The 17,808-nt window shown below is 40.2% G+C and carries 20 protein-coding genes and 1 riboswitch; of the genes, 8 read left to right on the top strand and 12 right to left on the bottom strand.

Annotated elements, in window-relative coordinates; genetic code table 11:
- Positions 1-155: 155 nt before the first annotated feature.
- Positions 156-368, top strand: a complete 213-nt coding sequence (locus LXM54_RS14875) for a hypothetical protein (protein ID WP_233315986.1) — start codon at positions 156-158, stop codon at positions 366-368.
- Positions 369-762: 394 nt separating this feature from the next.
- A riboswitch (cyclic di-GMP riboswitch) is annotated at positions 763-850 on the bottom strand.
- A 10-nt stretch (positions 851-860) separates the two neighbouring features.
- Here LXM54_RS14875 and LXM54_RS14870 read toward each other — a convergent pair.
- Entirely contained in the window at positions 861-1,022 is a 162-nt protein-coding gene (locus tag LXM54_RS14870) for a hypothetical protein (protein WP_233315985.1), read from the bottom strand.
- A gap of 185 nt (positions 1,023-1,207) precedes the next feature.
- On the opposite strand from LXM54_RS14870, the gene LXM54_RS14865 reads away from it, so the two are divergent.
- Positions 1,208-2,110: an NAD(P)/FAD-dependent oxidoreductase gene (locus LXM54_RS14865; protein WP_233315984.1), complete on the top strand. Its 903-nt coding sequence runs from the start codon at positions 1,208-1,210 to the stop codon at positions 2,108-2,110.
- A 30-nt stretch (positions 2,111-2,140) separates the two neighbouring features.
- On the opposite strand, the gene LXM54_RS14860 is transcribed toward LXM54_RS14865, so the two are convergent.
- The gene (locus tag LXM54_RS14860) at positions 2,141-2,866 is read right to left on the bottom strand and encodes a class I SAM-dependent methyltransferase (protein WP_233315983.1); all 726 of its coding nucleotides are present in this window, start codon (positions 2,864-2,866) and stop codon (positions 2,141-2,143) included.
- A 162-nt stretch (positions 2,867-3,028) separates the two neighbouring features.
- Between LXM54_RS14860 and ybaK the strand changes: the two genes are divergently transcribed.
- Positions 3,029-3,505, top strand: a complete 477-nt coding sequence (ybaK, locus tag LXM54_RS14855) for a Cys-tRNA(Pro) deacylase (protein WP_233315982.1) — start codon at positions 3,029-3,031, stop codon at positions 3,503-3,505.
- Between the two features lie 65 nt (positions 3,506-3,570).
- The gene (locus LXM54_RS14850; RefSeq protein WP_233315981.1) at positions 3,571-4,470 is read left to right on the top strand and encodes an SDR family oxidoreductase; all 900 of its coding nucleotides are present in this window, start codon (positions 3,571-3,573) and stop codon (positions 4,468-4,470) included.
- Positions 4,471-4,494: 24 nt separating this feature from the next.
- Here LXM54_RS14850 and cydC read toward each other — a convergent pair whose 3' ends face one another.
- Genes cydC through LXM54_RS14830 form a run of 4 tightly spaced genes read right to left on the bottom strand, consistent with a single transcriptional unit; the run spans position 4,495 to position 10,366 of the window.
- Positions 4,495-6,240 (bottom strand): thiol reductant ABC exporter subunit CydC, encoded by a 1,746-nt coding sequence (cydC, locus tag LXM54_RS14845; RefSeq protein WP_233315980.1) that lies wholly within the window; start codon positions 6,238-6,240, stop codon positions 4,495-4,497.
- 13 nt (positions 6,241-6,253) lie between these two features.
- Complete coding sequence (gene cydD, locus LXM54_RS14840) at positions 6,254-7,954, bottom strand: thiol reductant ABC exporter subunit CydD (protein ID WP_233315979.1); 1,701 nt, start codon at positions 7,952-7,954, stop codon at positions 6,254-6,256.
- A complete protein-coding gene (gene cydB, locus LXM54_RS14835) occupies positions 7,954-8,970 on the bottom strand; it encodes a cytochrome d ubiquinol oxidase subunit II (RefSeq protein WP_233315978.1) in 1,017 nt (338 codons plus the stop codon). The genes cydD and cydB overlap by 1 nt, the downstream gene beginning before the upstream one ends.
- Positions 8,963-10,366 carry a cytochrome ubiquinol oxidase subunit I gene (locus LXM54_RS14830; RefSeq protein ID WP_233315977.1) on the bottom strand — a complete coding sequence of 468 codons (1,404 nt, stop codon included), beginning with the start codon at positions 10,364-10,366 and terminating at the stop codon, positions 8,963-8,965. The genes cydB and LXM54_RS14830 overlap by 8 nt, the downstream gene beginning before the upstream one ends.
- Positions 10,367-10,847: 481 nt before the next feature.
- Between LXM54_RS14830 and LXM54_RS14825 the strand changes: the two genes are divergently transcribed.
- Positions 10,848-11,702 (top strand): Cof-type HAD-IIB family hydrolase, encoded by an 855-nt coding sequence (locus LXM54_RS14825; RefSeq protein WP_233315976.1) that lies wholly within the window; start codon positions 10,848-10,850, stop codon positions 11,700-11,702.
- A gap of 71 nt (positions 11,703-11,773) precedes the next feature.
- Here the strand turns inward: LXM54_RS14825 and LXM54_RS14820 are convergent, their stop codons facing one another.
- The 3 genes from LXM54_RS14820 to LXM54_RS14810 all read right to left on the bottom strand — a co-directional run bounded on the left by LXM54_RS14820 (position 11,774) and on the right by LXM54_RS14810 (position 14,240).
- Complete coding sequence (locus LXM54_RS14820) at positions 11,774-12,418, bottom strand: TetR/AcrR family transcriptional regulator (RefSeq protein ID WP_233315975.1); 645 nt, start codon at positions 12,416-12,418, stop codon at positions 11,774-11,776.
- Positions 12,419-12,505: 87 nt separating this feature from the next.
- Positions 12,506-13,516, bottom strand: coding sequence for an ABC transporter permease (locus tag LXM54_RS14815; RefSeq protein WP_233315974.1), 1,011 nt, complete (start codon positions 13,514-13,516; stop codon positions 12,506-12,508).
- A complete protein-coding gene (locus LXM54_RS14810; protein WP_233315973.1) occupies positions 13,506-14,240 on the bottom strand; it encodes an ABC transporter ATP-binding protein in 735 nt (244 codons plus the stop codon). Before LXM54_RS14810 ends, LXM54_RS14815 begins: the two co-directional genes overlap by 11 nt.
- Positions 14,241-14,467: 227 nt before the next feature.
- On the opposite strand from LXM54_RS14810, the gene LXM54_RS14805 reads away from it, so the two are divergent.
- Positions 14,468-14,935: an SRPBCC family protein gene (locus LXM54_RS14805; RefSeq protein WP_233315972.1), complete on the top strand. Its 468-nt coding sequence runs from the start codon at positions 14,468-14,470 to the stop codon at positions 14,933-14,935.
- Positions 14,936-14,961: 26 nt separating this feature from the next.
- Here LXM54_RS14805 and bshB2 read toward each other — a convergent pair whose 3' ends face one another.
- Genes bshB2 through pdxK form a run of 3 tightly spaced genes read right to left on the bottom strand, consistent with a single transcriptional unit; the run spans position 14,962 to position 16,848 of the window.
- Positions 14,962-15,630 carry a bacillithiol biosynthesis deacetylase BshB2 gene (gene bshB2, locus LXM54_RS14800; protein ID WP_233315971.1) on the bottom strand — a complete coding sequence of 223 codons (669 nt, stop codon included), beginning with the start codon at positions 15,628-15,630 and terminating at the stop codon, positions 14,962-14,964.
- 30 nt (positions 15,631-15,660) lie between these two features.
- Positions 15,661-16,008 (bottom strand): YojF family protein, encoded by a 348-nt coding sequence (locus LXM54_RS14795; RefSeq protein WP_233315970.1) that lies wholly within the window; start codon positions 16,006-16,008, stop codon positions 15,661-15,663.
- Between the two features lie 18 nt (positions 16,009-16,026).
- On the bottom strand, positions 16,027-16,848 hold the full coding sequence (pdxK, locus tag LXM54_RS14790; RefSeq protein ID WP_233315969.1) for a pyridoxine/pyridoxal/pyridoxamine kinase: 822 nt from the start codon (positions 16,846-16,848) through the stop codon (positions 16,027-16,029).
- A 268-nt stretch (positions 16,849-17,116) separates the two neighbouring features.
- Here pdxK and LXM54_RS14785 point away from each other — a divergent pair, with 268 nt between their 5' ends.
- Positions 17,117-17,581, top strand: coding sequence for a molybdenum cofactor biosynthesis protein MoaE (locus LXM54_RS14785; RefSeq protein ID WP_233315968.1), 465 nt, complete (start codon positions 17,117-17,119; stop codon positions 17,579-17,581).
- Complete coding sequence (gene moaD / locus LXM54_RS14780) at positions 17,574-17,807, top strand: molybdopterin converting factor subunit 1 (RefSeq protein ID WP_233315967.1); 234 nt, start codon at positions 17,574-17,576, stop codon at positions 17,805-17,807. Before LXM54_RS14785 ends, moaD begins: the two co-directional genes overlap by 8 nt.
- The last annotated feature ends 1 nt before the right edge of the window (position 17,808 follow it).

Genomic DNA, 17,808 nt, shown 5'->3' with positions numbered 1-17,808 from the left:
GGAAATATGGGAGTTTGATTTAGTTATTGTAGAGAGGCAGAATGAGCCTTATCTAAAACAGAAAAAACAATTCAAATCAGAAAAAGATGCGGCAAAAATACTTCTTACTTAATAGATTGTTGGACTACTATTTTGCGAGGTATATCAGTCCGTTTATGAAAGAGCATCCACAATTTAATATCGGCAGGCCAACTGTTAATGAAAATAAATTATGGATTGCGATGTCTTTGGCTGGAATACCTAGCGATATGCTTATACGTGAAAATAATGCTGTTAAGCTAAAACAGCTAGACGAAGCGCAATCGTCTATAACATATGTTGGCAGTAAAGGAAACACAGTGAGTTCCAGTATACCAATTGATTATTAAAGAGCACTATTTATTACCTTTAAAAAGTTTTTTTGCTATATCTATTGAACAAAATATAAGCAGAATACTGCAGTTAGAAGGAGTAAGTGCTGGAAACTCTGAAGAAGATCTCAATATTTTTCTGGCTTAATTTTAATTGAAGTCTGCTTTGGTACAGGAGATGCAAAGTTTGTATTTGCAAACGCTCTTGAAAGAACGGATACATTCTACTATCAAAAGAGGGTGACCCTGGATGAGATATATTGTTATCTCAACAGAGAATCGCAAAGATATAATATTAGAGTAAATGGATATGAGTAATGAAGGACTAAAGTTTATAAGAGATACTTTTAAGCATAATTTCATTAGAAGTTATGCTTTTTTCTATTGGGGTATTAATGGAACTATAAAGGATCCTGGCAGCCCGGCGGCCATAATAGGTTGTCTATCTTAGGTCCGTGGCTTTGCGTCTTTTACTTTCGTAAAATTTGCCTTTGCAAGATATTCATATATTCAGGTTTCTTTCTGGTGGAAGCTGTTCTGCTGTTCTTCGAAGATGGAAATAGCTTCCTTTAATAATTGTATGTCTATTTCGATTTCCCTTTTTATAAGAAAATCAGGGCATCTGCTGTGATCGTCTAATAAGCGCGCAAGCTCCCTTTTTACCAGCTGCAAACAAAACCACTTCCTTAATTTGGGGTTGCTGAATCTATTATGACTTATTATAGCCAACTTGAAAAGTTTTCATGTCTATTTTGGGAAAAACAGTAAAAAAGATGTTCACCATTTCGCCTTGTATAAACATCATTCGATTCAGGAAATCTAATAAAACCGATAAACTTTAATAAGAGGAGTTCATAATGAAGAAAACATTGGATTGTGCAATTATTGGCGGAGGTATCGCTGGCTTGCAGGCGGCTATTCAGCTTGGCAGGTATAAACATAATGTATTGGTGATTGATTCAGAAAAGGGCAGGTCTACTCTTTGCAGGAGTTATCATAATATCCTTGGCTATCCGGACGGTATCAGCGGTGTCGAGCTGCGTCAGAAGGGAAAGCAGCATGCAGAAAGCCTTGGTGTCGAGTTTCTTGCTGCTGCCGCTACTAAAGTAGAGAAGCAAAGTGACTCTTTTCATATTTATACAGAAGCAGGGGAGTTTGAGGCGAAAAGACTATTGCTCGCAACTGGTATCATTGATAATATTCCGCCATTTCCTGAGCTATATCCTTGTTTAGGTATCAGTGTTTATCTTTGTCCAGATTGTGACGGATATGAGGTTAAGAACAAGAAGACGATTGTTATCGGCAATGGCAAAGTCGGTGCTAATATGGCATTAACATTGACTTATTGGACGCAGGAGCTAGTTTACATTAATCACGGCGGTGAAGCAATTGATGAGGAAGTGCAGAAGAAGCTGGACGAGCATCATATTCCTGTCATAAATAAGCAGATTAAAAAGGTAGAAGCAGAAGGATCCAACTTGAAAGGTTATACATTAGAAGATGGAGAATTTCTTGAAGGAGAACACAGCTTTATTGCATTTGGCGGCAATATTGTTAAGTCAGAACTGGCCAGACAGCTTGGCGTTCAAGTCATGGATAACAACCATATAACGGTTGATGGCAGAACAAAGATGACAAATGTCGAGAATGTTTGGGCTGCTGGAGATGTTGTTGCTCATTCCGAACAAGTGACGATTGCGATGGGGGATGGCTCTCAGGCTGCTATTTGGATACACAAATCTTTATTAAATGAAAAATAACCTCCTGATTTTTCAGGAGGTTTCCTTCGTTTACAAAGAGGCCCTGTAAACACGATAACCAATGAAATTTCCATATGTGTATAAGATTTGCGCATGCTCTGATAGCTTATTTTCCATTTCCATATTTCTTGAAACAGTAAAATCCATTTCCTCTTCTTCGGCTTCCATATTGGCATACATATGGGAGAAAACAGTATGAGACAGCTTTATGTCTACATTTGTAAATCCTGCGTTCACTAAGCTGCGCACCCATTCTCCTTCTGTATATACCCTGTCAATACCATACACAGCCCGCATATTGCCTTGTTCTGCTGGTGTCAAATCCCTTTCAGATGTCATTTCCAATGCAAGGACGACACCATTTGGCTTCAGCACTCGCTTTAGCTCACTCAAAGATCTGTGGATATCTGTAAAGATAAGGACAGATTCTACAAGAATAATATCGAAGCTTCCATCAGGAAAAGGAAGCTTTTCAACGCTGCCTTCAAGCAGTCTGATAGGTAAGTTCTCCCTTTGGAAACGGATTGCTGCTCTTTTTATCATTGTTGGATGAAGATCGATGCTTGTGACAGAGCATGGATAATCTTTTTTTATAAAGGCGGAGGTTTGTCCTGTGCCGCAGCCTGCGTCTAAAAGTTGTGTTGTTGATGTTATTCTTTCTTGCTGCAGCAAGTATTTGGTCAAGGAAAGTCCGCCAGGATGGGCACCGTTTACCCCGTAGTAAGCTAGTGCATCTTGATAGGATGGTTTCATCATTATTCCTCCAATAGTCCGAAAGCATTTTGCTTCCTGCTGAAATAAGGAAGCTTTCCAATACTATATGGCACATCTTAAAAATAGGTTCTGGTAATGGGCGGGATTTAGAGAAAGGGATGAGCTATAATGAAAAAAAGAGAGTAGAGAGTGGGAAGTGATTAAATGGCCAAAGGAAAAACAAATGCAATGCGAATTCTGGATGGATTAAACGTCAGTTATAAAATTCACTCGTATGAAAATAAAGATGGAAAAATTGACGGTGTTTCTGTAGCGGACAAGATTGGTGTTGATAATAAGATTGTGTATAAAACACTTGTTGTCCAAGATGGGGGGAAGGAGGTTTATGTTTTTGTTATTCCAGTTGCCGAGGAGCTAGATTTAAAAAAAGCAGCAAAAGCAGTTCATGCTAAAAAGGTTGAAATGGCAGCAGTAAAAGATATTCAAAAGCTTACAGGTTATATTAGAGGCGGTTGCTCACCTGTGGGCATGAAGAAAAAATATACAACAGTGCTTGATAAAGGTGCAGATGGGCTGCCGTCCATTGTTGTCAGCGGAGGAAAAATAGGTCTGCAGATTGAACTGGAAGTTAAGGATTTAATGTCTGCGACAGACGCAGTGCTCGCTGATATTCTGTCATAATGCACCACTTCTTCTTACTGGGCATACCATATGTAAAGACAAAGGCCCAAAGGAGTGCGAATATAATGTATCCCGAATATCCATATTATGATCAAAAGCAAGAAGTGAAAACGATCCCCATTGCCTTTCCCCCGCAGCATCAGAACAGAATGCCAGGCTTTGAATATGAGATGAACCCACTGCCTATTTCAGAAAATCCCAACTATCAAGGCAGCGGCAAGCTCAAGGGGAAAGTGGCAATTATTACAGGCGGCGACAGCGGTATTGGCAGGGCAGCAGCATATGCCTTTGTAAAGGAAGGGGCAAAGGTCGTTATCGTTTACTTAAATGAACACAGAGATGCCCAAGAGACAGAGCAGCGAATTAAACAGCTGGGCGGAGAAAGTTTATTTATTGCAGCAGACCTCAGAGTCGAAGAAAACGCAGCGGTTGTTGCACAAAGGGCAATCCAGCGTTTTGGAAAAATTGATATATTAGTCAATAACCATGCCGTACAATTTGTACAAAAGAGCATTCTTAACATTACAAAGGAACAATTGCTGAATACCTTTGAGACGAATATATTTTCATTCTTTTACTTAATAAAGGCTGTGCTTCCTCATTTAAAGGCGGGAAGTTCCATCATTAATACAACTTCTGTCACTGCATATGAGGGAAATAAGGATTTAATTGATTACTCAGCTACAAAGGGTGCAATTCTTACATTGACAAGGTCGTTATCTAAGTCGTTGGCTAAAAAGAAAATCAGGGTGAATGCTGTTGCGCCTGGTCCAATTTGGACACCATTGATTCCGGCAAGCTTTTCTGAAAAGAATGTTATGACTTTCGGAACTGATACACCAATGAAACGGGCCGGCCAGCCGTTTGAGCTTGCGCCTGCTTATGTATACCTGGCGTCTGATGATTCAAGCTACACGACAGGGGAAGTTATTCATATAAACGGCGGGCAAGTCGTAACGACATAAATAATAAACAAAAAGATGAGGCAGTTAATCATGCCTCATCTTTTTCAAGAGAAAATCTGGATGATCCAGTTCATATAGCTGTCTGTAGCGTTTCTCTTTCAGAAGTTCCGTATGGGTGCCCCTCATTACTATCTGGCCTGCTTCCATAAAGAGAATCTCATCCATATGCTCTACGCCGACTAAATGATGAGTAATCCAGATGACTGATTTTCCCTCTAGAGCGGTAAAGATGGTCTGCAGAAGCTCCTTTTCTGTACGAGGATCTAGGCTTGCATTTGGCTCATCTAAAATGACTACTGGTGTGTCTTTTAAGAGAATTCTTGCTAATGCGACACGCTGTCTTTCGCCTCCAGAAAAGCGCTGCCCTGTTTCCTGCATAAATGTATCCAGTCCTTCTGGCAGTTTTTGGACTAAATCACTGAGCTTGGCAAGGTTAATTGCCTCATTTAATTCCTTGTCACCAGCATTTTCTGATCCTAACAGCACATTGTTTCTTAGCGTTGTATCAAAAAGATGAGGATTTTGATTTAGTACAGAAATGATTGCTGAAGAGTCCATCTGAACGCAAGCAGTCTTTCCATTATAGGATACTCTTCCAACTTGAGCAGGAATCGCTCCTTGGATTAGCTTTAATAATGTTGATTTTCCAGCACCGCTTCTGCCGATAACTGCAATTCTTTTTCCTTGTGGGATATCCACAGAAACATTTTGAACGGAAGGAATATCAGCTTTTGTGTAGGAATAGGAAACTTGCTCGAGCTTAATGTGAACAGAATCTTCTTTTGCAGCAGTTTCCTGTGCGCTAATTTTTTGTTCAGCACCGTTTTCTATTTTTTTTAGTCTGTTCAAGGAATCCTGATAGCCTGGAATTCTTTCGAATGCCTCGGAAACGACGAGAAGTGCGTCCAGTATAGGTAATGCTACTAAAACTATTGCGGCAATCAATGTAGCTGGTATATGCCCTTGTGCATACTGTTCAGCAGACCAAACAAGCAAAGAAGTGATAACTAATGCAGAAACTGCCTGCTGTGCAAAATTACGCCATCTTGAAAAGCTTGTTAGCCTGCTGTTTACCTGAGCAGCAGAGACTTCATCTTCTTCATAAGAGGAAATAAAGCTGCCAGAGCGCCCGCTGATAACCCAATCTGTGATGCCTAAAACACTGTCAGTCAATCTTTGATATAGCCCGTTCCTCCGCTGTTTATAGTCTGTTTGTTTTTTTCTCATTAAAAAGAGAGAGCAAATCGGAAACACAATAAGCAGCAATGCTAAATATATGGCCATTAAGATCGCAAACGGAATATCAAGAATTCCGATAGAGCAGATGACGATGATATAAAGTACAAAGGCGGCAATTGTAGGGAAAATCGTCCTCAAGTAAATATATTGCAGCTGTTCAATATCTTCAGCCAGCACACCGAGCATATCGCCCATCTTGAAGCGGCTTTTAATGAAAAGTGCCTGTGGCTCTAAAATACGGTAAAGCTTAATGCGCATTTTCGATAATATACGCAGCACCGCATCATGACCTGCCAGTCTTTCCAGGTAGCTGAACACAGCTCGGCTGATTCCGAATGCCCTCACACCGACGATGGGAATATAAACCATCAGGATGTTTTCAATCGGCATAGCAGATCTGCTGATCAAGAAGCCGGACGTAAAGGTGAGCATTGCTCCTGTACCGAGTGCCAAGATGGCCAATAAGAGAATGATTAGGATTCGTCCAGCGTTTTCTCTCATAAACGGAAATATCCATTTGTCTTCTTTCATGATTAGCAGCTCCTTACTGTGTCAGCAGCTTGTAATAGCTTCCTTTTGCTGTTACAAGCTCTTCATGTGTGCCGTTTTCAACTATTTTACCGTCTTCCATTACGAAAATCTGATCCATGTCCTTCATCCAATGAAGGCGGTGTGTTGCTAAAAAGACAAGCTTATCTTCAAATAATGGAAGCATTGTCTCCTTTAATTCGTACTCTGTTTCAATATCTAAGTGGGACGTAGGTTCGTCTAGCAGCATGACTTTCCGATCGGTTAGGAAGGCCCTAGCTAATGCAATCCGCTGTTCTTGTCCGCCGCTGAGTGTCCTGCCGCCATCACCAAGCATTTCATCGAGTCCATTTGGAAGGGAGCGGTACAATGCTTCCAATCCAGTTGCTCGTAAGGCATTTTCCACGTCCTCATCTTTCGCTTCTGGACAGTAAAACTTAATATTATCTCGCAATGTCATGCTGAAAATATACGGCGACTGTGGGATATAAACCGTTTGTTGTCGCCATTTTTCTTGCATGAGGCTAGGGATAGCTTTATTGTTTAGCAAAATGGTTCCCTCTGTATTTGCAGAGAAACCGCTGAGCAAGTCGATAAGTGTTGATTTCCCTGCGCCACTTTCACCGACAATTCCAACCTTTCTACTGCCATTAATATGGAAGGAAATATCTTTAAGTGTAAACTGTTCACTTTGAGCATGCTGGTAGCCAACATGCTCAAATGAAATGGAAGAAATGCCCTGTATATCTGCATCTTGCCTACTCGAAATATCATCACTTTTCTCATCGAGAATTCCCAAGATGGATGCACCTGCTTCTTTGCCATTTAATGTAGCATGATAGTCAGCTCCAACCATTCTGACTGGCAGAAAGTATTCAGGTGCTAAAATTAAAATCATCAGTGCCGGCAGCAGCATCAAGTTCTCATTGATAAGGCGGACACCTAAATTAACGGCAACAGAAGCAACAGATAACGAAGTGAAAAAGTCCAGTGCAAAAGAAGATAGGAAAGCGACACGCAGTGTTTTCATCGTGGCAGTCCGATATTGTTCGCTGACTTTAACAATATTGTCACTGTGTTTTTTGCTTTTTCCCAGAAACTTAAGTGTTTCCAATCCTCTCAAAGAATCGAGAAAGTGATTGGAAAGAATTCGATATGTTGCGAGCTGTCTGTTCATTTGCCCCTTTGCCGCTAGCCCAACAAGGATAAGAAAACCTATTAAAATTGGCATGGTAATGGTCAGAATGATGCCTGCAATCCAATCCTTCCAATAAACAAAGAGTAATATCATTGGCGGAATCACGGCAGTGCTGATCATCCTTGGCAAAATCAGCTCTACATAACCTTTGTATTGGGATATTCCCTCAAGTACAAGTGTTGATATATTTCCGCTCCCTTGTTTTTTCGTATATTTCGGTCCAAGCTGAAACAATTTATTGATAAGACGGGAGCGCAGTTCCCTGCTCGTTTTTTCAGCAAAGCGAGAGGAGATGCTCTGCTGGAAGAGCTGGAGAAGATGGCGAACCAGAAATGCCAACAAGAACAATATGATCGTCTCATATTGTTCTTGAATTTTTTCCCCATTAAATAAAGAGGTGATCGCCTCTGCAAGCCACTTGGCTTGCAGAATAATGGCGGCACCTTGAAAGATTGTTGAAACAGCTAGCAATGCAAGAATCGGCTTGATTCCTTTTGACTTCATTAAGTTTTTATCCATCAGTACTCCAGATGGGACTTTTCTGTAACGCGTTTACGGAATACAATATAGCTCCAAATTTGATACCCTAATACAAAAGGCAGCAAGGTAAGTGCGACAATGGTCATTACCTTTAAGGAATAATGGCCGGAGGCTGCATTGGAAACCGTTAAGCTAAATGTGCTGTTGATCGAGCTGATCATCAGTCTTGGGAATAAGCCGATAAAAATGGATATAAAGGAGAGGGCAATGACAGCACCTGTCATTCCAAATGCCCAGCCGTCCTTTTTCCTAGAAATGAAATATCCGCTCAGAACAAATGCAATAACACCGATTCCGAACAGGAAGGAAAGGATGGTGCCTTGTCTTTCGAAGATATCCGTTTTGATATATGTCATTACAGTAAATGCTGTTAATAAAATACCTAATGGCGGCAGTAGTTTTTGGCCAAGGCTGCGGGCGCGGTCCTGCAAATCGCCGACAGTCCGGATTGTTGTAAACATAAGCCCGTGAACTAGACAAAGCATAAGGACAGTAATGCCGCCTGTTAGTGTGTAAACATTAACAATATCGAAAAAGCCGGCATTAAGCTCCATATTTTTGTCAATTGGAAGTCCTTGTATAAAGCAGGCAAACACAACCCCAAACAAGAGTGGGGGAAGGAGACTGCCTAAAAATATGCAGATGTCCCATGTCTTTTTCCACAATGGGTGATTTCCTTTTGCTCGGAACTCAAAACCTGTTGCACGAATAATTAAAGCAAGCAGCACGACGACAAGCGGTGTATAAAATCCGCTGAACAATGTTGCATACCAATGAGGGAAGGCAGCGAATAGCGCTCCTCCTGCTGTTATCAGCCAAACCTCATTTGCGTCCCAGAATGGGCCGATTGTGTTAATGAGAATTCGTCTTTCCATATCATTTCTGGCAATTAACTGTGTGGACATGCCGACACCGAAATCAAATCCTTCTAGAAAGAAGAACCCGATGAATAAGACAGCAACTAAGATAAACCAAAGTACACCTAGATCAAACATGGAAACCCTCCTTTGCAAATGGGTCATTGTTGATTTTTTGCTCTTTTGCGTCCATTTTGTACGGGCCTTTTTTGATTACCTTCACATAAAGGAAAATCATGATTACAGCCAGTATTGCATAGACGGTGCAGAACGTGATGATGGAAAATAAGACTTGGCCTGCACTGACACTTGGACTTATACTGTCTGCTGTTTGCATAAGACCGAAAACTGTCCATGGCTGCCTTCCTATTTCTGTCATAATCCATCCTGAAGTATTGGCTATAAATGGCAAGGATATACCTGCCACCATAAAACGGTAGAACCACTTATTTGGTTTAGAAACAAGTTTCTTTTTCCAGGCCAAGTAAACACCGTAAATGCCTAACACAAACATGGCAACTCCAGCAGCAACCATGATGCGGAAGCTCCAAAACGTTGTTTTAACAGGAGGAATATAATCTCCTTCCCCGTATTTTTGCGTATACTCTTCTTGAAGCTCATTCATCCCTTTTACGCTGCCGTCCAAAGTATTGTAGGAAAGAATGCTGAGCAGATAAGGTATTTTAATTTCACCTGTGTTTTCCTTTTTGTCGACATTAATAAAAGCAGAAACAGTCCATGATGCCGGATCATCGCTATGTTCCCAAAGACCTTCACTCGCTGCCATTTTCATTGGCTGTGTTTTCACCAAATATTGAGCTTGTGCGTGACCTGCGACCATTGTCAAAAATGTCGAAATTAACGCAACTGCAATCCCAATTTGGAACGATTTTTTGAAGAAAGAAACATCTTGTTTTTTTAATAGTTTAATTGCGCTTATCCCTGTAACAAGGAAAGCTCCTGTTGCCAAAGCCCCGAGAACAGTATGGGGAATTTCAACAAGTGCCTGCCCGTTTGTAAGAAGTGCCAAAAAGTCATTCATTTCTGCTCTGCCATTGTTGATTTCATAACCGACAGGATGCTGCATAAAGCTGTTTGCCACAAGAATAAAGAAGGCAGACATAATCGTACCGAAAGATGTCAGCCAAATGCAGGCAAGGTGAACCTTCTTGGATAACCGATCCCAGCCGAAAATCCAGAGCCCGATGAAGGTGGATTCTAAAAAGAAGGCAAGCAATGCCTCAATCGCAAGGGGAGCACCGAAAACATCTCCTACAAAGCGGGAGTAGTTCGACCAGTTCATACCAAACTGGAATTCTTGAAGTATCCCTGTAACGATTCCGATGACAAAATTAATAAGAAATAACTTTCCCCAAAATTTTGCCATTCTTTTATACTCTTCATTTCCGCTTTTAACGTACATCGTTTCCATAATAGCAATCATGAATACTAAGCCGATGGAAATTGGCACGAAGAAGAAATGAAAGATGGTGGTGGAAGCAAATTGCAAACGTGATAAAAACACCATATCCATGTGTTTTTCCTCCTTGTTCTTAAAAATGTGAATTTGTGAACATGATAATTAAAATTGCGATAAATATCGTTGACTAACCAGTGAAAAAGAAAAAAACATTTGGAATCAGTAGCATGTTAGAGCAGCAACCTGAATGTGTTTTTTAGTCTCTTTACTCTTTAAAAAAGCTGCTGTACAGTTGTTTGTGCCTCTATCGTCTCCTTTTCCAAATGATAGCTATATCATAATGAAAAAGGATAATTCTGCGTTATAAATCACAAAGTGTTTGAAAAATGTTCACAATATTAGTTCACAAATATGACAAAAATACCCTGTTGAAGAAGAGTGGAAGCACTACAAAGCGGGGTGTTATTAAAATTGGTGGATACATGGTATCATAAAGATATTGGCTACAAGATTAAATTTTTTTTAGGAAGGTTGGAAGCGCTAAACTTTACTAGTGTTACTCCTTCCGCAAATAAATAAAAAGGGTGTTCAAAGAATGGTAAAATGTATTGCGATAGACATGGATGGCACGCTGCTGACATCAACTCAGCAAATAACAACGGAAAACCGTGAGGCGATTAAACTCGCACAGGAGAGCGGAGTGGAGGTCGTGATTGCAACAGGTCGTGCTTATGAAGAAGCAGGCGATTTGCTGAAGGATGCAGGTATTATCACACCGATGATTTGTGCAAATGGAGCGGAAATCCGCACAAGCGCACATGAAATTATCCATACAAATCCACTAAGCAAGGAACTTGCAAAGGAAGTTGCGGAAATTCTGCATAGCAATCAAGTTTATTATGAAGTTTACACAAATAGAGGAACATACACTTTGGATAAGACAATGGCCAGATCGTTGATTATGGACATTTTTACTGTAAATGGGCATATAAAAGACATGGAAGAAATTAAGCAGGCTGCAGAGGAGCGTTTGCAGGAGGTTAATCAGCTGGACAGTTATGCTGTACTGTTTGAGGATGAAGACCAGATTATTTACAAGCTGCTGGCATTCCACTTTGAACCAGTCACATTAAATAAGGTAAGAGAAGAATTAAAGCAAATTTCAAAGCTTGCAGTCAGTGCATCAGGCAAGGAAAATATGGAAATAACAGCAGTGGAAGCTCAAAAGGGCATTGCTTTAGAGGAGTTTGTACAGTCAAGAGGAATTTCGCTACAGGACACAATGGCAATCGGCGACAACTATAATGATTTGTCCATGATGCTGAAGGTTGGACGAGCAGTGGCAATGGGAAATGCTGATGATGAAATTAAAAGACAGTGCCACTTTGTGACAGCAACAAACGAAGAAAGCGGTGTTGGCAAAGCGATTAAGCTTGCTCTAGAGGCATGATGAAAACTTACATATATGAAAATCCCCTGTTGGCCAAGTGGCTACAGGGGATTTTTTTGTGAATGTACCTTTTAAGGGGCAAGGCCGGCTAATATGAATTCAAGCGTTCTTTCGATTTCAGCTTCATCATCCCAATTAAAATCAGGGATGATGAGGTGCCGGGCAATGAAATATCCAATGATAGAAGTGACTGTTAGACGTACAGCAGAAAGGCTGGGCATTTCTTTTACTTCGCCCTTCTTCTGATAGAAATCCATGATTTCCTGCAACCGCTTGAACACCTTTGAGGCAATTTGTTCAATGAAAATTTCTCTTAAATCTTGATGAAAGGGAATTTCTTGTATGAGAATTTTAAAAAGTGCTTCATTCTTTTGCAGAAATTCCATCCGGTTTTTGACGACCGCTCGAAGAAAATCCTCAAAGCTGTGATGTTCTGCATCCAATACTTTATTAAAATCCTTTAGCACAACTGGTGCAATCAGCTTTGAAAGCATAGGAGAAAGAAGCTTTAGCAGTAAGTCTTTTTTTGTTTTGTAATGACGGAAGATTGTTCCTTCGGCGACGCCAGCTTTTTTGGCAATTTCGCTCGTGGAAGTTGCTGCAAACCCTTTTTCGGAAAAGGCTTCAATTGCTGCTGCGATTATTTGTTTTTGCTTTTCTGTCACATTATCTTCATCTTTAAGAATGAAGTCTAATATGGATTCTTGATTACTCATGAGACGCTCCTTTAATTGCAGGATCTTTCTCCTATTGTACAATGAAAAATGCAGAAAACCTATTTAGAAATAACTTTGCCTAGTATGTTATATACTTCGATGCCGCTTTAATGCTGCTATATTGATTAGTACAAAAAGGGTGGAAAAGGCGAGCAAAACGAGAATCGGGCCACCGATTTCTGTTAAATCCTTTCCTCTAATCATAACATCCTTCATGGCATTGCCAGCATAGTACAATGGCGTAACAACAGAAATCCAGCTGATGGTTCGAGAGATAGTCTCTAAAGGAAACAATCCTGAAAAAAACACTTGTGGTACCACAATAATTGGAATAAACTGAATCATTTGCAGCTCATTTTTAGCAAAGGTAGACAATAAAATGCCAAGTGTCAGTGCTGTTAAGGACAGGATAAGTGTAATCAGCAAAACAAGAAATACAGAGCCTTCATTTATCATCCCTAGAATATATACTGCAAATAAAACAATAATCGCAGATTGAAGCATGGTGAATAATCCAAAGCCAATTACGTAAGAGAGAACTAGTTCCCATCTTCTAATTGGGCTAGAGAAAAGTCTTTCTAATGTACCGGATGTCCTTTCTCTCAAAAAGGAAACGCCTGCGACAAGAAAGACAAAAAAGAAGGCAAAAAAACCAAGTAGAATGGGACCAAAGGAGTCAAATTGGCTCATTTCTTCTTCACCATACAAAGTATCTATCCTCATATTAGGAACATCTGTCCCAGCAGGAAGGGCTGACTGAACCGCTTCAAGTACAGATTTACTTATACTTGGATCACTGCCTTCGACCATAATGCTAAGGTCCTTGCCAATAAGAAGATAACCGTCTATCTTGCCTGCAGCCAGGTCAGTGAGCGCAGATTTTTCTGTTTTATAAAGGGTTGTGGAATCATTGGTAAAGGCATTTTCTATGTTGCTCGGAGGATTAATGAGCCCAATTGTAGGTTCATAGCCATCACCGTTAAAAACAAGATGAACCATTGTTAAAATAAAAATTGGTGCAACTATCATCATAGCGACTGTTCTTTTATCCCGATAAAATTGCTGTAAGATACGGATGACTAATGCTCTAATTCTCATCGTTAACCCCTCCAAAATATAAGAAAGCTTCCTCCATTGTTCGGGCATTACAGCGGGCCATCAGTTCATCTGGAGATCCTAATGCGATGATTCTGCCGTTGCGAATCATACCCAGTCTGTCACATTTTTCGGCTTCATCCATCACATGTGTTGTCACAATGATAGAAGTGCCTGAGGCTTTAAGACTGCGGAATGTTTCCCAAATGCTTTTACGGAGAACAGGATCTATGCCAACGGTTGGTTCGTCTAAAATAAGAAGTTGTGGTTTATTTAACAGAGCGATGCAAATAGACAATCTCCGTTTCATACCGCCTGAATACTGAGAAACTGTTTTATGGAGATGTTCTGTTAAGTTAACAAGATGAGCAGCCTCTTCAATCCGCTCCTTTCTTTGAGCCTTTTTCAACCCATAAAGCCTCGCAAAAAACTGGAGATTCTCAAGTGCTGTTAAATCATGATATAGGGCATCAGCTTGCGTCATATAGCCAATTTTCTCCATGATTTTGAGGTTAGGCATGGCTGTCTCAAGTGCTGTTACACTTCCACTGCTTGGTGTTTCAAGGCCAATCATTGCTTTTACAAGTGTTGTTTTCCCAGCACCTGAAGGTCCAAGCAGACCTAATATTTCTCCTTGCTGCACCTCTAGATTAATATTTTCTAATACAGGACGCTTGCCAAAAGCTTTGGAGAGTTTATGAATAGCTACAACTGGTTTTTCTGCCAAAATGACTCCTCCTGTCTTTTAATGAGTGATTACTCACTTTAATAATAAAATCTATAAAAGATAATGTAAAGTGAGTAATCACTCATTTTTATAATTTGTGACTATTGCTGCTTTTTTAAATAAGCTTGGCAATAAAATAGAGTCTTTTATGAAAATCGGTTATACTTATAAAAAGTATTTCAAATAATAGCTAGATTAATAGATAGAATATAATATGAGGTGGAAATATGGCAGACTTTCGTGCAAGTGTCATCATAACAGAACCAGTAGATGTTGTTTTTGCCTACTTTGCCAATATGAGCTACGCACCGGAGTACATGAGTAATGTTGAGGAAACGGAGAAGCTGACAGATGGCCCTATCGGGGTTGGAACTAAATTTAGAGAACTAAGAAAAGTGCGTGGAAAAAACGCAACAGCTGAAATAGAGTATCTTTCTTATGAAAAAAATGTTGGATTTAAACGGAGAAGCAATTCAAATGGATTGCTGGTAGATTATGATTACAGATTCGCAGAAATCCAAGAAGGCACACAAGTAGAATTTGAAGGAAAGGTCCATGTGAAGGGCTTGATGATGAGGCTGACGAAAAGAGTGCTGGTTAATATTATCAAGACAGAAGACGGCGATCATGTCCAACGGGCAAAGGAATTACTTGAACGAGAAGAAACAAGCTTGGAGCTTAATAGAGAATATTAAAAAAAGGATGCGGTCGCATCCTTTTTTTATTTGAATTTATATGTCCATAATTTTTCTGTGTACAGTCTTTCCAGCACAGCAGGATCTTGGTTATTCAATCCCTCTTGCAAGGACAAGGCATACATCTGTGTTTGGGAACGATGTGCTGCGATCGTTGCTATTTTCTTCTCTGCAAAATTTTGAACGTCAACGTGAACATCTGGTTCACCTAAGTCTTCTATGCAGTTGCGGGAAAAAGCAAGACATTGGAGCTTAGGCCTTTTTGATGGCTCTATTTTCTCTAATGTTCTTACAACTCCTTCTGCCGTGGCATCATGGTCCGGATGAACCGAATATCCAGGGTAGAACGAGATGATTAACGATGGATTAAGCTCTTCAATCAATGCTGTGAATTCATTGACAAGAACAGAGTCATCCAAAAATTCTATCGTTTTGTCTCTGTAGCCTAACATTCTTAAATCTTCAAGGCCAAGTACTCTTGCTGCTTCTTGAAGTTCTTCTCTCCTGACATCCGGAAGTGTTTCTCTTGTTGCAAATGGAGGACTTCCAAGATTCCTGCCCATTTGTCCCAGAGTTAAGCATGCATAAGTGACAGGCGTGCCGTCATGAATATACTTTGCTATTGTTCCAGAAACACTAAAAGCTTCATCATCTGGATGGGGAAAGATGACTAAAACATGTCTTTCTTTTTCCAATGTTATTTCCTCCTGCCTAATTCAACTAAATTAATCAAATGGTGTTTCACTAATTTCCAATGCTACAGCAAGCTTGCCTGTAAAATCGAGTCCTGCCAAAAGGAGACGTCCTTTATCATCTACTTCATAATGAGTGATTCCCTCTGCATAAACCCAGCCAATTTCTGTCTTAAGACCAATTCGGTATGGTCCATTGCCTGTGATTTTACCATATTCATAAGCAAGCTTTGCGTTGCGAATATAGGCGCCGGAATTAAAGAAGGATTCGTCATTATGGTTTGCGTAGGCGCCGTTTGTTGTTTCTAAATGAATATAAACTTCCTTTTTAGCCTTCTCATTAATTTGCTCTTGTACCTTGTCAGCTTGAATGAAATCCATGCTATCCCTCCTTCGGCTTTACTTTACAGCTGCGCCGTTTCTTTGGTTGCGGTATGCACCATGCATTGTTGGGCCGACATATTCATTCAGCTTGAAGCCGTTGCTGATTGCAGCAGTGATGAAATCCTTAGCTACCTGTACAGCTTCTTCAACTGATTTGCCCTTTGCAAGTTCTGCTGTGATAGCAGCAGAGTTTGTGCATCCTGCTCCATGAGTATAAGTTGTGTCCACAAGATCACTTTCTAGTACAGTGAAGTCTTTTCCGTCATAAAGAACATCTATTGCTTTGTCATGATTCAATTTGCTGCCGCCTTTAATCAGCACATATTTTGGTCCTAATGCGTGGATTTTTACAGCAGCTTCCTTCATGTCATCAACTGTTTTAATCGGTTTATCGGTTTTTGCCAGCTGCCAAGCTTCGAACAGATTAGGTGTTACAACAGTAGCTCTTGGAACAAGCAATTCTCTAAGAGCCTCCGCTGTTTCTGGATGAAGCACTTCATCTTCCCCTTTGCAGACCATAACAGGATCGATAACAACATGCTTGATTTTATTTTCATCAATTACCCTTGCAGCTTCTTCAATAATTTCAACAGAACCAAGCATTCCTGTTTTCATAGCGTCAATTCCGACAGAGAGAATTGTTTCTAATTGAGATTTAACGGTGTCAATATCTTGCGGAAAAACATTATGATGCCAGTGGTTTTTTGGATCCATTGTAACAATTGTTGTCAGTGCAGTCATTCCGTAGACACCAAGTTCCTGAAATGTTTTTAAATCGGCTTGAATGCCTGCGCCTCCACTTGAGTCAGATCCAGCTAAAGTTAATACTTTTTTCATTGTATAAGCCTCCCTATGTAATCATCGAAGATGTTTCTAATCCAAATAGATAGATGGAATTATTGTAGTTCATTTTAAGCTAATGATACTACTAATTGTTTTTTTTTTCATTAAGTTAGCATTAATAAGTCTATCTTTTAAGATGCCACTGAAATTATAAGTGTATGCGAATTCCTAAAAAAGGCTTTTTCGATTCGTTTAATAATTGAAATAATCAGGAAAGTTCGGTTTAATTAAAACTAAAAGAATCAGTATAAGGGAGAAGGCTATGAACTATCGTATTGTACATGAACCTATTGTTGTTCAGGAAGCAATTGATCTTGTAATAAGCAGAAATGCAGGAGCTGTTACAACCTTTATTGGAACGGTCAGAGAAATGACAGGAAACAAAAAGACGATGAGGCTTTGCTATGAAGCATATGAACCAATGGCCAGAAAAAAGCTGGAACAGATAGGACTTGAGATAAAAGCAAAATGGCAGAATGCAGAGGTTGCGATATTTCACCGAATCGGTGAGCTTGACATAACAGATATTGCAGTAGTAATAGCAGTATCGACGCCTCACAGAAATGATGCTTATGAGGCAAACCGCTATGCAATTGAGAGAATTAAAGAAATAGTGCCTATCTGGAAAAAGGAGTATTGGGAAGACGGGGAAGAATGGATAGGCAACCAGAAGCAGACAAAAGCCTATCCAAGCGGCAAGCCGGAAGGAGTGGATACATATGAATAAGCTGCTGTTTTTTGCAGGATTAAAGGATATTGTAAACGCTGACCAACTAGAGCTCGATATGGTAGGTAAAACGGTGAAGGAAGTAAAGGCAGAGCTAGCGCAGCAGTATAGTGATCTTCCGTTGGAATCAGTGATGACGGCGATTAACGAAGAGTTTGCCTTCGATGATGACATCATCGAAGAGAATGATGTGATTGCCTTTATTCCACCTGTGAGCGGGGGATGAA

The organism is Bacillus sp. Au-Bac7 (assembly GCF_021341655.1).
In the GTDB taxonomy this organism is placed as follows: Bacteria; Bacillota; Bacilli; order Bacillales; family Cytobacillaceae; genus Niallia.
Note: the sequence above shows the minus strand (reverse complement) of the source record. Positions and strands in the feature narration are given on the sequence as shown.

Excerpts from the sequence above, each read along its gene's own strand:
- LXM54_RS14875 (WP_233315986.1), top strand. The coding sequence starts at position 156 with ATGAAAGAGCATCCACAATTTAATATCGGCAGGCCAACTGTTAATGAA.
- LXM54_RS14865 (WP_233315984.1), top strand. The coding sequence starts at position 1,208 with ATGAAGAAAACATTGGATTGTGCAATTATTGGCGGAGGTATCGCTGGC.
- LXM54_RS14860 (WP_233315983.1), bottom strand. The coding sequence starts at position 2,866 with ATGATGAAACCATCCTATCAAGATGCACTAGCTTACTACGGGGTAAAC.
- ybaK (WP_233315982.1), top strand. The coding sequence starts at position 3,029 with ATGGCCAAAGGAAAAACAAATGCAATGCGAATTCTGGATGGATTAAAC.
- LXM54_RS14850 (WP_233315981.1), top strand. The coding sequence starts at position 3,571 with ATGTATCCCGAATATCCATATTATGATCAAAAGCAAGAAGTGAAAACG.
- cydC (WP_233315980.1), bottom strand. The coding sequence starts at position 6,240 with ATGAAAGAAGACAAATGGATATTTCCGTTTATGAGAGAAAACGCTGGA.
- cydD (WP_233315979.1), bottom strand. The coding sequence starts at position 7,954 with ATGGATAAAAACTTAATGAAGTCAAAAGGAATCAAGCCGATTCTTGCA.
- cydB (WP_233315978.1), bottom strand. The coding sequence starts at position 8,970 with ATGTTTGATCTAGGTGTACTTTGGTTTATCTTAGTTGCTGTCTTATTC.
- LXM54_RS14830 (WP_233315977.1), bottom strand. The coding sequence starts at position 10,366 with ATGGATATGGTGTTTTTATCACGTTTGCAATTTGCTTCCACCACCATC.
- LXM54_RS14825 (WP_233315976.1), top strand. The coding sequence starts at position 10,848 with ATGGTAAAATGTATTGCGATAGACATGGATGGCACGCTGCTGACATCA.
- LXM54_RS14820 (WP_233315975.1), bottom strand. The coding sequence starts at position 12,418 with ATGAGTAATCAAGAATCCATATTAGACTTCATTCTTAAAGATGAAGAT.
- LXM54_RS14815 (WP_233315974.1), bottom strand. The coding sequence starts at position 13,516 with ATGAGAATTAGAGCATTAGTCATCCGTATCTTACAGCAATTTTATCGG.
- LXM54_RS14805 (WP_233315972.1), top strand. The coding sequence starts at position 14,468 with ATGGCAGACTTTCGTGCAAGTGTCATCATAACAGAACCAGTAGATGTT.
- LXM54_RS14795 (WP_233315970.1), bottom strand. The coding sequence starts at position 16,008 with ATGGATTTCATTCAAGCTGACAAGGTACAAGAGCAAATTAATGAGAAG.
- pdxK (WP_233315969.1), bottom strand. The coding sequence starts at position 16,848 with ATGAAAAAAGTATTAACTTTAGCTGGATCTGACTCAAGTGGAGGCGCA.
- LXM54_RS14785 (WP_233315968.1), top strand. The coding sequence starts at position 17,117 with ATGAACTATCGTATTGTACATGAACCTATTGTTGTTCAGGAAGCAATT.
- moaD (WP_233315967.1), top strand. The coding sequence starts at position 17,574 with ATGAATAAGCTGCTGTTTTTTGCAGGATTAAAGGATATTGTAAACGCT.